Source organism: Vulcanisaeta distributa DSM 14429, from assembly GCF_000148385.1.
In the GTDB taxonomy this organism is placed as follows: Archaea; Thermoproteota; Thermoprotei; order Thermoproteales; family Thermocladiaceae; genus Vulcanisaeta; species Vulcanisaeta distributa.
Genome location: NC_014537.1, coordinates 1,628,595 through 1,641,279 on the forward strand (window position 1 = coordinate 1,628,595; position 12,685 = coordinate 1,641,279).

Consider the following 12,685-nt stretch of genomic DNA (forward strand, 5'->3'; position numbering starts at 1 on the left):
AAGCCATATAATACATCGCAAAATAAGTCATCCCTAAATTTAAATCGCAAATTACAATCAATTGATGAGCGAGGTCTTCATAATTGATGACGTACCTGTGAGGTATGAGGACCTATTCAGGGCGCCGGAGAAGGATGGTGCAGTGGTATCGGTTAGGGTTCACAAATCAGTTAAGGAATTACTCACTAAGTTGGCTGAGAAGGAGGGCTTGGATGGGGTCTCGGAACTACTCAGGTATTTAGTGGCTGGCTACATAATGGGTAAGTACAAACTAATCAAGCCCGAGCCCCGTGTAATAACACAACCCATATTCCTAAATGTAAACATAAATAAAAAGACCATTGAGGAGCACACGGACATGGCACAGATCGGCCTGAAGATGGAGATTGATGAATTAATAAAGGAGTCCATGGACGTGATAAACAAGGTGAAGAAGGGAGTAATAAACCCAAGAGGCAATGAGTACATAAGGAGGCTAAGGAATAAGGCCGTTAAATACATGGTTAAGGCCCTTAAGTACGGCATGGAGGAGGAGTACGAGAAGTTAAAGACAATTCAAGTAACACTAACAACACTACTCGAGGAGGAGTAATAAGAAAACTTTAAATCACAGTTAATGGTTTGTTGGCTTGCCGGGGTGGCCGAGCCAGGTCCAAGGCGCAGGTCCGCGATTCCGCGGTGCGAAACTTGAGATCCTGTCCCCGCAAGGGGGCCCGGGTTCAAATCCCGGCCCCGGCACCACGGATTGTTACTTGGTCATGTTAAGTTTATGCTAGTGATTCCTGTACCTTCATGAAATAAAATTATCTAATTAACTCCAGTTTTTGGCAATGATGTTAGTATTGCCCTGCATGTTTTTATTTACATAATTACCATGATCATCATCATGCATCACTAATTAAGTACATTAATCACTGTTTAATTTATTCTCTTCTCCTATTTCTAGTTCATTTTTCTGATTATTACATACACTGTTTATATTTCTACTCTGCATCGTCAATAACGTATGTCCTATTTCATAGAGGGTAGCGAGATTAGTAAGCTCTTAAGTAGGATAGTTAATACCACGATGAACCAAATACCACCACAGGCTAGGTTTAACGATAGTGATATCTCGATAATTATGAAGTATAGACCGTTACTTGAGTCAATAACCGGGGATATCGTTAAGGGCTTCTATGATACATTGTTCTCCCACGGACCTACTGCAGCCGTTTTTCAAGCCGACGAGAGACCGCTGAGGGAGAAGACGCTTAGGGATTGGTGGATTAGGACGTTGAGGGGCCCGTTTAATGAGGATTATTGGTTGTGGCAGACCTACGTAGGCATTATTCACTATAGGAGGAGTGTTACACCACCCATGTTCATGGGTATGTGGGCTTGGATAATAGATAACGTGATTAAGAAGGTGCAGGCAAGTCCCGAGTTAATTTCCGCCCTGGTCAAGTTTGGTGTCACCCAATCATCATTAATGGTCGGTGGTTACTACGATATTATGGAATACGCATTAAGTAGGGTTAACATTAACGGTGATCTCCTCAGGAACTTGGTTATTTCCATTATTGAGGAATTAGCGTCTGGTGTCAAAAAATGAATTTCATTTAAAATCAGAGCAAGTTACTTACCGCTTTACGGTATTGTTATTGATGGAACTACAATGGTTAAGAAACCTATTTTACGTGGTGGTTACACGACTGGTTACACAGAGGGTTTTTATTCAGGAAACCAGATTCGCACCTTCGTGATTGGTATGAGCAGGACTTGGATTTGGATTGCGGTGGGTATTGCCATTGGCGTAGCGGTTAGTCTAGGTTTAGCTTATGCACTTACGCCTTATTACTATAATAATTATTATGGTAATTACCCTGGCGCCCTGCCCATAGGTCCTAGTGCGAGTAATTACTATGGTGGTTATACTTATGGTACATATTCAATAAGTCAAGTCATTAAGGAGGTTATGGAAGTGCCAAGTTACGCCCATGTTTATCCGAATAACAATACTATAGTATTCACTAGTAAGAATATTAACTTATTAGTCGTGGCTATGATGGGTGACGATGCTGTGAGAATGTTTAATGCGACTCCTCCGCCGTACGTTCACGGCGATGTCTTTGTTATTTATGGGCTTATAAATCCGACACTAGTCATGCCCGCGGGCGCCGTTGTTCATGTAATCTTTGTTAATCTCGATGATGATATGTACCATAACTTTGTGGTTACCACGGTACCGCCCCCATACCCGTATTACGTAATGCCCTACGTAGGCATGTACGGTGGCATGGGTCCCCAGATGATGCTTTTAATGAGGTGGTTACCGCCGGCTAACTATAATGCTGGTTATGCATATGGCTATGAATACACATTCACGATCACCGCACCAGGTACGTATTGGTACTTATGCACCTACCCAGGGCATGCGGAGGAGGGTATGTATGGGGAGATAATTGCCGTGGGCAATGGTTTAAGCACGTCAACATACCCGTACTCCACTGTTCAATACCCAGGTACGTACTATGGACCTGGTTGGATGGGTGGTATGATGGGGTGGTGGTAATGCCTTGTCCATGTATGTGGGGTTGGTGGGGTTGGGGTTTTGGTCCGTGGTTCGGCTTTGGATGGTTTGGATGGATAATTGGTGCCCTAATTGCCATATTATTTCTAATACTCATAATACTCGTAATAGTTTGGATAATCAGGAATTTATCGCGGACATCATCAAGCAGTACTCATAGGCATGAAAGTCATGAGCATGGTTCATGCCATGGCTAAATCGTAAAAAGCACTACTTACTGCCCTTAAAATCCTTAAGTTTCACAATGTTTCTACCCTTAACTTTAATGACCTCAACTAAGCCCTTCTCCTCAAGCCTACGTACTATCCTCCAGGCCTGGACCTTTGACAAACCTAGGTCCTTCATTATCTGGTACTGAAAAACCTCACCCCCAGACTTAATCACGTACTCAAGGACCTCACGCTCAGTCTTAGGCAATAGCCTTAAGACCTTACTATAATAATCATTGGAATAACCCGTCACGGAATCACCCTTCGCCGCAGTCTCCCGCATTGCAGCGTAACTCAGTCCCTGGGTATTCCCGGTGGATCTTATGAGGATTATTGGCGCAATTACTGTAATTATACCCACGGTTAATAACGCCAAGGGTAAGAATAATGGGTAGTACATCATCATCCCACACATCATCCCCATGCAGTGGTAATAAGCCATGTAATTAACCATGACCAATGCGCCATAGAGTAAATATGCACTTACGCCTAATATGATTGCGCCTATTATGACTAATACATTACGCAACGCATTATGGCCTCCACTCATTATTGCTTATTTAATATCGTAATTTAATAAATCCTTCTAAGCTATTCACTCCTCGATGACTGTATTCCTCAGTGTGCCTATTTTTTCGACCTCTGCCTCAACAACGTCACCACCCCTCAGGAACTTACCCTTTGGGAAGCCAACACCTGATGGTGTCCCGGTACTTATGTAGTCGCCAGGCTTAAGCGTAACGCCCTGGGATGCCCAATGAATTAATTCGGGTATCTTGAATATTAGGTTCCTCGTGTTATCATCCTGTTCCACATTACCATTGACCCTGAGCGTTAGTCTAAGGTTATGCGGGTCTTGTATCTCGTCCTTTGTCACGATGTATGGGCCCACTGGCGTTGATGAATCCATGCTCTTACCATAGATCCAGTCCATGCCGTAGGGCTCCTTACTTGGGAATTGCCAATCGCGCATTGACACGTCATTAAGAATTAAGTACCCAAAGACGTGGTCAAGGGCCTTATTAACATCGATATACTTACCCCTCCTACCAATAATTACTGCCAGTTCCACCTCCCAATCAACCTGCTTCGAGACCTTGGGCTTGAGTATTGGTTGATTATGACCAATGAGTGCATTTGGGAATTTTGGGAAGAAGTATGGCCTATCAAGGGGTTTTGCCTGGCTTTCCTCACCATGAGCCCTATAATTAACGGCGACACAAAGTACCTTCTCTGGGTTTAGTACTGGCGGTAACCAGGTTATTGCGTTTGGATCTCTAAATAATGCAATGTCACCACTCCTTAATGCCTTATCTACCAATTCCCTAACCATGGCTAAGGCAGGCTCCCCGCTGCTTATGAGGGATCTCATGTCGTAGAGGAAGCTCGGCGACTCCGTCGCATCATAAATGCTCATGTAAGTGCTTGGCAGGTCTAGAACTCCCTTTTCGGTATATACGCCAACCCTAACTGAGTTATTCCATAGGAAGGAGAGGAGCTTCACGTTCAATGAATAGTTAATGATAATTTAAGCATCACTACTAACCTGTTTACTGCTCCCTCCATCCACCCTTTAGTAAGTATTCCTCGATCGCCATCGCGGCGTCAATGCCGTTCTTCAATGCCTTACCTATTAGGCTTGGTCCCGTAGCCACATCGCCAGCCGCAAAAACGCCCTTCCTCGTTGTCCTATGTTTTTGGTCAATGTCTATCGTACCATGCAGTGTTAACTTAATGCCGCAGCAACCATCCTTAAATGGCGGCGTCGGTACTTCACCAACAGCGGCTATCACGGTGTCCATATCCATTGTATACTCACTACCTGGTATCGGCTCCGGCGCTGGTCTACCACTTCTATCGGGTTTACCGAGTCTCATCTTAATTAGCTTAACAGCTTCTACGTGATCCTTACCGAGTATTTCGGTTATACCTACAAGCTCCACAAACTTTATGCCCCTCTTTATCAGTCCCTGTATCTCCATCTTACCGGCCGGCGCCTCATTTATTGTCCTCCTGTAGAGTACGTAAACCTCCTTCGCACCCTGTCTCTGCGCCTCTATGGCCGCATCAACGGCCGTCAAACCTGCACCGATAACAGCCACCTTCTCGCCCGTTGGGTAAATGACCGACTTAGGTAAGTACCCTAACTCACTCGTGTATATCCTATACAGGTAATCAAGGGCTAGATAAACGCCCTTTAAGTTTTCGCCTGGCACACCGAGGGTCCTTGATTTCCACGTACCCGTGGCTATCAACACGGCATTATAATTATTAATTAATTCCTCAAGGTGGACTTTATGCTCTACAAAGTCATCTCCATCAACGTGCTCCTCCTCATCAGCAACTACCTTAGTCCTTAGTATGAAGTTCACGCCTAACTCAATTAATTCCTTAACACCAGCCCTAACATTCTTCTTAGGAACCCTGTACTCGGGTATTCCAAATATCATTAATCCACCAGGTTCAGGCAGCTTATCATAAACATCAACCTGAAAGCCCTTGCATATTAAGTAACCAGCGGCACCAAGGCCCGCAGGCCCAGCACCAATGATGGCGACTTTCTCACTACGTCTTTCAATCTTCTGACCCGGAGAACACTTAAGTGCAAACTTCACGATAAGAACCGAGGGAATCCTTTATATAAGCCTTTCCTAATGCTTAATTCAACCGTAATTTTACGACCTAATAATTTTAAATAATTAACAATTATAAAGATCTTAATGTTAAGAACCATAAATATATTTAAAAAGATCATTATTATAAAAGAATAATCTATAAATAAATAAGATACAATAGATTATCTATAGTTATATATTAATTATGGCTAATCTACTTATCATCCCTTAGATAGACAACTGGGCTATTCTTAGGAACTCGTAGTAACCTAATCATTGGTCCACATTTGGCCCTAAATAGGAATAGAACTTTAAGCCTTAAACCACTCTCTAAATAAGCCTCAAAATTACCAACACCCTTAGAAATTATTAACTCATGCATGCTTAGATCACGCCATAAACCCCTATTGTAAAACACTGGGTATCTATTACCCGTGGACGTAACCCTAACCCTATCACCCAATACTCTACTCACATAATTGGCCGTGACATCAACCTCGTAGGGCAAGCCCCTAGCGTATACCGTGACCCGGAGGCCTAAGTCAATCAACTTTCTAATTAACAATGCATCCACTTGAAACTCCCCTGAATTATCGACGATATAACCAATGTCCTTAACACCACCTAATAGTTTTATCAGCTCCTCCCTTGATGTGCCGAGCCAAACCGCCTCCTCGAGGAGCTTATTCACGAAATCATTAATGTCAAATTGATAATCCCTCATTGGCACATCCACGGAATTTGCGGCGGCTGCTATTTCAAAATACCTGGTAATATCATTACCTGCATCATTAATTATCCTACTTATGATGAGAGATGCCGTATCCTCAAGCTCTTTCTTCTCGTTGGCATGAGGATCATCATTGTTTAGGATCTTTGTCACCAATTCGAAGGACTCTATGAAGAGTGGCGTTCTGCCTCTTGGTATTAAATTAGATATATGCATCGTTATTTGCGTGTATGCATTTATATCGTTAATTCCAAGCTTCTTCAATTCCTGAGTCCTGGACTCCAGGGCACATAGTATGCACTCTGGAGTCTCTATATATAGCATTGAGACTCGATAATTAGTAGCTTATTAAGCAATTTGCTTAATAATTACTCTATATCTTCGTTTAAGCACGTGCCCTAACAAGCATAGTTTTTAATTTTCACTCATTACCATTATTGATGGGTCATGAGTATCGATGACATATTAAGAGAGTTAAGAGAGGATAGGGTTCACGGCGCCTCCTGGTATTTCCTGAAGGGTATTGAGGTAATTAGAATTGCGATTGAAAGAGGGCTTGAACCCAGTGACATTAAGGCATTACTTAATGAGTTAAGGGGTGTTAGGCCCGGTATGGCCTCAATAATGAACTTAGCCGATATAATTGAACGCTCGTTAAATATTGGTTTAGATCTTAATAATGTCATTAATAGGTTAAGGGATTGGTATGACTCAGCATCTAAACGGTTGCTTACGCAGTTAGATAGATTCCCCATTATGTGTGGGTCGAAGGCAATAACCATTAGTTATAGCTCAGCGGTTAAGGCAGCTCTGTCGAGGTGGGGTAAATGCATTGATGTTCTATACGTGATGGAGTCAAGGCCTGGCAATGAGGTTATCCAGGCGATAAGTGATTACTCAAATTACGTGGGTAATGTGGTTCCAATACCAGACTCCGCAATTGCCCATTTTATGAGGAACGTTAATTACGTAATCTCCGGGGCAGATGGGCTGTATAGTGATGGCTATTTCCTTAATAAGGTTGGTACGGAGCCCCTATTCATTGTTGCGCATAGATTTGACGTTAACACGATAGTGATTGCTGAGTCTTATAAGGCCGTGAGTGGCTGTGTCGGCGAGGTTTACATGGTGGATTTTCACATAGATAATCAGGGCGTGCAAGTTCCATTATTTGATGAGGTGCCCCTCGAATTAATTGATTACTTAATAACCGATCTTAACATTATTAAGAAGCCGAAGCCGGAGAATATCGAGAATCTGAGGGAACTTCTTATTAATAATGTCCTTAATCCAAGTGGGTGAGATGAGACTATTTCAATGCCTACGATGCGATGAGTGCTGCTACTTTGATAATGAGGAGAGGGGCCCTATATTGTTTGAGGATGAGCTCGTTAGGTTAAGGACTTTAGCCAAGTCTAGGGGCTTTGATATTAAATATCGTGAACTAACCATAAATGGCGTTAAAGTGTATAGGTGGTTAGTAAGGGGTTATTGCCCATTTTACGATAGGGAAAATAGGGTTTGTACAATACATCCTATGAAACCACTCGCCTGCAAAATGTATCCGTTACTGTATAATCCAAATACCGGTGAGGTACTAATATCGAGGGAGTGTAAGTGGGTTGATGATGCCCTTAGTTCTGGCGAGGACTTGGGACTTGAGAACTTCCCTGGGGAGACCAAGGCACTTGAGGAGGCATTGTCGCGGTTGTATAAGGTTAGGATTAGGATCCATAGGTAGTAAATACTTATAATTGGTCCATGTCTATGAACTTATTGAATGAGTGAATTACCTGCAATTGAAGGTGGAAGCCCAATTAGATCTACGCCCCTTCGTTTTAGACCTTGGATAACCGATGAGGATATAAATCTCGTAATTGACGTACTCAGGTCAGGCCAGTTATCAGCCATTGGCGGTAAATGGAATACCCTACTTGAGCAGGAACTAACTAAGTACTTAGGCGCTAAGTATGCCATAACGGTGTCCAATGGCACAACCGCGCTACATGTGGCGCTTAAGGCCATTGGCGTTGGACCTGGCGATGAGGTTATTACAACACCATTCACATTCGCCGCATCGGCAACGACAATACTTCATTCGAATGCAATACCAGTATTTGCGGATATTGATAGGGAGACCCTGAACATAGACCCATCATCCATAGAGGACGCTATAACCGATAGGACCAAGGCGATAATCGTTGTTCACTTGGCTGGTTATCCTGCTGAGATGGATGAAATAATGAAGATAGCTAATGAGAGGGGGCTATACGTAATCGAGGACACCGCACAGGCCCTTGGGGCGGTTTATAGGGGTCGTATGGCTGGTTCGATAGGTCATGTTGGCACATTAAGTTTTTACCCCACGAAAACGATAACCACGGGTGAGGGTGGTGCGGTTATTACAAGTGATGCCGAGATCGCTAATAGGGTTAGGTTGTTAAGGAGTCATGGTGAGACCGGGAAGTATTACTATGAGTTGTTGGGTTATAATTACAGGATGACCGAGTTCCAGGCCGCACTTGGTTATTCACAGTTGAGGAGGATTGAGGAGATAATTAAGCGTAAGGAGATGTTTGCTAAGGTGCTCATGGAGGAGTTGCAGAACCTTGAGAATGACCTTATTCAATTCCCACGTCCAAAGCCATACATTAGGCATGCATGGCACCTATTCCAAATACTCCTAAACCTGGAAAGGCTTAGGGTCAGTAGGGATAGGGTAATTGATGCATTAAGGGCTGAGGGTATTGAGGCAGCCACCGTGGCTTACCCAATACCCCTTCATAAAGAACCAATAATAACAAACATGATGGGTCATGGTAAAGGTTGCCCATGGACGTGCCCATACTACGGAAGGAAAGTTATGTATAAACCGTTGCCAAATGCTGAATGGGCTGCTGAACGAGTAGTGACAATCTTAATTGGGCCCTTATACACCACTGAGGACGCGATCGATACTGCAAAGGCAATAAGGAAGGTTCTTAACCATTACAGGAGGTAAGTAAAATAATAAATTGATTTTAATTTAATTTTGAACTTAAATTTACCTCGCTGACTTATTAGGTTATTATGTTTCCTTGTTCGTCTACTTTTGCTATTACTTTTCTTACTGTTTTTCCGTCTGGTGTCTTGAACAACGCCATTACGAAGCCCTTCCTACCCTTAGGCTGAACCTTCCAAACCTTCGTAGGCCTCAACTTCCTACCCTCAACCTCATACTCCCTCTTAGCCAGATCCTCAAGCGTAACCATATTGGTCGTTATCTTTTCTGCAGTGCTAGTTTATAAATATATCGCTTTAGAGAGAGCCGTGAGAATAAAATGAGGAAGAGATGAAAAACAAAAGCAAGAATTTATACTTATGTTTAATGTAATGTGGATTTTTGTAACGTATACGTTTCCCAATGATTAATTGATAATTTTAGTAGGTCAAGGGTTTATCGTATTATTTACTTGAATACGCATGTTTTATCAAGTAATACATATTTATATTAATGCTTGGTCGTTTTAATGATGGTATTTAAATTCTTCAGTTCGGTGAAGTCAACAGAGAAGAAGTTTAGGGGATATGTCGGTAAGCCTGTTGTTACTAATGATGGTAAGGTAATTGGTACCGTAGTGAGCATAAAGTTAAGTAAGAGTGATTTGAAGCCAATCTCCATAACCGTTAAATTAAACGATGGAAGTACTAAGGAGTTTAGTGTTAATGATGTCAGTGCCGTATTTGCAACGGATAAGGTGGTGTTTCAGAGGTTTAATGATGAGTATTCGGGCCTTGTTAGTATGTATAGGAATGAAGTGGATAGTATTAAGGAGAGGCTTAGGGACATCATGGACAAGCTGAATAAGCTTAGTGATTTACTCCTTCAGGGTGGTATCAAGGAAGACCTATATAGGGATATTAGGGATAGGCTTGAGAAGGAGAGGGTTAAGTGGATTAGGCAGTGCAATGAGAAGATCAGTGCGATAAATGATACGCTTTCTGAAATAGATAAGAAGATCGGTGATGCAGAAAGAAGGAAGAGCGAGTTAATGATTAAGCAGGTTGTTGGTGATTTAGGGGATGATGAGAAGAATGAATTGACGGGACTCGAGGAGTTACTCAATCAATTGAGGAAGACTAGGTCTGAATTACTCTCGTTAAGGATAGAGTTGGAGAAGGAGTGCTATTAACGATATAAATTATTACAACGACTTGTACCTAAATGATAATGCCTTCTCGAATGGTATAAATTCATTCGTGTCATCATCATAATAACCGAGTACTGTATGCTCGGTATTCCTCTTGCACTTCTCACAGTAAAGGTATAGTTTACTACCAAGGTTTGTTAAGTCATATCCCGCATTAAACACTGACTCGGTACCGCACCTATCGCACTTAATCAACCACTTAGTCATAAAACCCTAGGTAAACCCATGCCTAAGAGAAATAAACCTTATGGTATTATGCCTTTAACCTCCTCATCATAGAGAGGACAAGGGCCTTAGCGGGATTCCTACCCGTGACTGCAGTTAACTCAGCCCAATCCGGTGATCCGTTCACCTCAAATATTACGTAACCATCCTTACCCTCGCCAATGTCAACACCGCCATAAATAAGGTCAAGAGCCTCCACGGACTTCACGGCTAATTCCATCACTGTCTTATCAATGTTAGTACAGGGCTTACCAACGGCTCCCTGAGCCACGTTGGTTTTCCATTGACCCAATGGGGCGACCCTAATCATGCAGCCGAAGACCTCACCATCGATTACCATGACCCTAATATCACGGTTAGGCTTCTCTATGTACTTCTGTAGGTATATTGGCTTTTTGAACGTGAGTAACGTTCTCATTATTTGGAACGCTATGTCAGCATCACTCACCTTCACCGCACCATAACCCCTCGAACCCTGCAACGGCTTAATCACCACATCCTTCATGCTCTTAGCCATCTCGTACGCGTATAGTATGTCCTCGGTGCCTATTGTGTCGGGCACAGGCAAGCCCTTACTCTTTAATATTACGGTTGTCTCAAGCTTATTCCTAGTCCTTAGTAATCCATCCAATGGATTAATAACCACAGTACCGCTCTCCTCAATTAATCTCATGGTTATTGTCCTCCTGAAGAAGGTCTCAACATCAATGAGAACACCAAGGCTCCTAAGGAAGACACCATCAACCTTAAACGGCCTATCCCTAATAACCGTGAGCGGCCCATCCTTATCAACCTTAACCGATATTCGTGAAATCGGCACATACATGGCATTTAAACCAGAATCTCTTGCATAAATGATTAAGTCCCTGCTTGGTCTGTCGGGTATTGGCGAATCACCTATTATAACGACTGAATTAGGCATACACCGTGCCCAATTTAAATTAATTTATAAATCTTTTAACGTAAAATATGTACATAGCACAATCGGTTCTTAATTTTAAGTTAAACCTGAGGTGGTGGGGGAGGTGGGGGTTGGCGTCTCCTTACCCTACGTGGTGAGTACCTTCTCCTTAACTCATTAGTCATCATTAGAGCTAACAAGGTGAGTACCAGCGTTATTACTAGTAGTATTATTGATAGTAATAACGAAAATGTTCCAGGCAGTAGTGGACCCATCATGCCAGAAAAACCAACGTAATATTGGTAAATAACGTATATGCCGATTGCCGATATCAACGCTATTAAAATTAGGATAACACTGGTCGTGATTATCGAGGGCAACCCCAGAAATTCTCTCCTGTTTAGGCTTGACCTAGCCATATATATCATGAAGCCCCCAATTACTGCCATTATCGATGACGTGGCTATAAGCCCCGTAACAGCGTTCAGCCCAGGGAAGGTGAGCACTTGGAAGTACTTTACTGCTATTGACGGTGGTAACTCATTTGATAGGAAGTCGGCGGCTATGATTATCATGATAACCGATAGTAATGCGGCAATAACAGATATGAACATGAACATTGATGACCTATCAATTAACCTCTGTATCTCATCTGAATACATGGCTTGAGCACCCTAATCACTGTAAATATATGTACTGCCTTATCCTAACCTTACAGTTAGGGCATGTTAATGACCTCTCGATTAACTTAACCCTATGCCTATTATCCTCCCTAACCCACTCACCATCAATAACCATCACAGATCCACAACTTGGGCACTTATTTACGTATGGGTTTAAGCTATAATACGGTATTGATGACAATATACCCTTAATATCCCTTTGCGGTATCATCCAGATCGCCTTATCAATAAATAACTAATTAATAAATGTTTAAGGATCAATAAAACCAACATGGCAAACAAAAACACTAAAAATTCCTGAAGCCACGTTAAATTAATGGGTGGTGAGTTACGAGTACCCGAGATACCTGCTGAGTTAAAACCTGTCTTGGAAATAGTGTATGAAGGTAATGCACCACACATAAAGTGTAAGTATAGGGGTAAGGATGGTAAGGAGTGTGGTGCATTATTCTTTAGTCTTAGTGATGCAATTAGGCATTTAGTCATACACGATAGTAAGTATAGGAGGTTCTTATCTCTTATTAATACGTAATGCATTTAAATCCCAATACCTTACTTCG

General features: G+C 42.4%; 18 protein-coding genes and 1 tRNA gene. 10 read left to right on the top strand and 9 right to left on the bottom strand.

Annotated features, from left to right (window positions below; genetic code table 11):
• Window positions 1-64 precede the first annotated feature (64 nt).
• From VDIS_RS08465 to VDIS_RS08485, 5 genes are all read left to right on the top strand, one after another.
• Window positions 65-592 carry a ribbon-helix-helix protein, CopG family gene (locus VDIS_RS08465; protein WP_013336816.1) on the top strand — a complete coding sequence of 176 codons (528 nt, stop codon included), beginning with the start codon at window positions 65-67 and terminating at the stop codon, window positions 590-592.
• A gap of 39 nt (window positions 593-631) precedes the next feature.
• Window positions 632-741: transfer RNA gene (locus VDIS_RS08470), tRNA-Ser, on the top strand.
• 265 nt (window positions 742-1,006) lie between these two features.
• Window positions 1,007-1,594 carry a protoglobin domain-containing protein gene (locus tag VDIS_RS08475; protein WP_013336817.1) on the top strand — a complete coding sequence of 196 codons (588 nt, stop codon included), beginning with the start codon at window positions 1,007-1,009 and terminating at the stop codon, window positions 1,592-1,594.
• A gap of 156 nt (window positions 1,595-1,750) precedes the next feature.
• Window positions 1,751-2,554, top strand: a complete 804-nt coding sequence (locus tag VDIS_RS08480) for a plastocyanin/azurin family copper-binding protein (protein WP_148678296.1) — start codon at window positions 1,751-1,753, stop codon at window positions 2,552-2,554.
• Complete coding sequence (locus tag VDIS_RS08485; RefSeq protein ID WP_013336819.1) at window positions 2,554-2,769, top strand: hypothetical protein; 216 nt, start codon at window positions 2,554-2,556, stop codon at window positions 2,767-2,769. Before VDIS_RS08480 ends, VDIS_RS08485 begins: the two co-directional genes overlap by 1 nt.
• A 13-nt stretch (window positions 2,770-2,782) precedes the next feature.
• On the opposite strand, the gene VDIS_RS08490 is transcribed toward VDIS_RS08485, so the two are convergent.
• From VDIS_RS08490 to VDIS_RS08505, 4 genes are all read right to left on the bottom strand, one after another.
• On the bottom strand, window positions 2,783-3,331 hold the full coding sequence (locus VDIS_RS08490) for a helix-turn-helix transcriptional regulator (protein WP_013336820.1): 549 nt from the start codon (window positions 3,329-3,331) through the stop codon (window positions 2,783-2,785).
• Between the two features lie 45 nt (window positions 3,332-3,376).
• A complete protein-coding gene (locus VDIS_RS08495; protein WP_013336821.1) occupies window positions 3,377-4,285 on the bottom strand; it encodes a fumarylacetoacetate hydrolase family protein in 909 nt (302 codons plus the stop codon).
• A 46-nt stretch (window positions 4,286-4,331) separates the two neighbouring features.
• Window positions 4,332-5,396 (bottom strand): FAD-dependent oxidoreductase, encoded by a 1,065-nt coding sequence (locus tag VDIS_RS08500; protein WP_013336822.1) that lies wholly within the window; start codon window positions 5,394-5,396, stop codon window positions 4,332-4,334.
• Between the two features lie 214 nt (window positions 5,397-5,610).
• Complete coding sequence (locus tag VDIS_RS08505; RefSeq protein ID WP_013336824.1) at window positions 5,611-6,450, bottom strand: ARMT1-like domain-containing protein; 840 nt, start codon at window positions 6,448-6,450, stop codon at window positions 5,611-5,613.
• 123 nt (window positions 6,451-6,573) lie between these two features.
• Here VDIS_RS08505 and VDIS_RS08510 point away from each other — a divergent pair, with 123 nt between their 5' ends.
• From VDIS_RS08510 to VDIS_RS08520, 3 genes are read left to right on the top strand one after another with little or no spacing between them, the layout of a single operon-like run.
• Window positions 6,574-7,428 (top strand): eIF2B alpha/beta/delta subunit family protein, encoded by an 855-nt coding sequence (locus VDIS_RS08510; protein ID WP_013336825.1) that lies wholly within the window; start codon window positions 6,574-6,576, stop codon window positions 7,426-7,428.
• Window position 7,429: 1 nt separating this feature from the next.
• Window positions 7,430-7,867: a YkgJ family cysteine cluster protein gene (locus VDIS_RS08515; RefSeq protein WP_052885811.1), complete on the top strand. Its 438-nt coding sequence runs from the start codon at window positions 7,430-7,432 to the stop codon at window positions 7,865-7,867.
• A 39-nt stretch (window positions 7,868-7,906) separates the two neighbouring features.
• The gene (locus VDIS_RS08520; RefSeq protein ID WP_013336827.1) at window positions 7,907-9,127 is read left to right on the top strand and encodes a DegT/DnrJ/EryC1/StrS family aminotransferase; all 1,221 of its coding nucleotides are present in this window, start codon (window positions 7,907-7,909) and stop codon (window positions 9,125-9,127) included.
• Window positions 9,128-9,185: 58 nt separating this feature from the next.
• On the opposite strand, the gene VDIS_RS08525 is transcribed toward VDIS_RS08520, so the two are convergent.
• Window positions 9,186-9,377: a chromatin protein Cren7 gene (locus VDIS_RS08525; protein WP_013336828.1), complete on the bottom strand. Its 192-nt coding sequence runs from the start codon at window positions 9,375-9,377 to the stop codon at window positions 9,186-9,188.
• Window positions 9,378-9,635: 258 nt separating this feature from the next.
• On the opposite strand from VDIS_RS08525, the gene VDIS_RS08530 reads away from it, so the two are divergent.
• Window positions 9,636-10,298 carry a PRC-barrel domain-containing protein gene (locus VDIS_RS08530; protein WP_013336829.1) on the top strand — a complete coding sequence of 221 codons (663 nt, stop codon included), beginning with the start codon at window positions 9,636-9,638 and terminating at the stop codon, window positions 10,296-10,298.
• 12 nt (window positions 10,299-10,310) lie between these two features.
• On the opposite strand, the gene VDIS_RS08535 is transcribed toward VDIS_RS08530, so the two are convergent.
• From VDIS_RS08535 to VDIS_RS08550, 4 genes are all read right to left on the bottom strand, one after another.
• Window positions 10,311-10,523, bottom strand: a complete 213-nt coding sequence (locus VDIS_RS08535; RefSeq protein ID WP_013336830.1) for a hypothetical protein — start codon at window positions 10,521-10,523, stop codon at window positions 10,311-10,313.
• Between the two features lie 46 nt (window positions 10,524-10,569).
• A complete protein-coding gene (locus tag VDIS_RS08540; RefSeq protein WP_013336831.1) occupies window positions 10,570-11,463 on the bottom strand; it encodes an ATP-grasp domain-containing protein in 894 nt (297 codons plus the stop codon).
• An 80-nt stretch (window positions 11,464-11,543) separates the two neighbouring features.
• Complete coding sequence (locus tag VDIS_RS08545; protein ID WP_013336832.1) at window positions 11,544-12,104, bottom strand: hypothetical protein; 561 nt, start codon at window positions 12,102-12,104, stop codon at window positions 11,544-11,546.
• Window positions 12,105-12,120: 16 nt separating this feature from the next.
• Entirely contained in the window at window positions 12,121-12,336 is a 216-nt protein-coding gene (locus VDIS_RS08550; RefSeq protein WP_013336833.1) for a hypothetical protein, read from the bottom strand.
• Between the two features lie 105 nt (window positions 12,337-12,441).
• On the opposite strand from VDIS_RS08550, the gene VDIS_RS08555 reads away from it, so the two are divergent.
• Window positions 12,442-12,657 (top strand): hypothetical protein, encoded by a 216-nt coding sequence (locus tag VDIS_RS08555; protein ID WP_013336834.1) that lies wholly within the window; start codon window positions 12,442-12,444, stop codon window positions 12,655-12,657.
• Window positions 12,658-12,685: the final 28 nt, after the last annotated feature.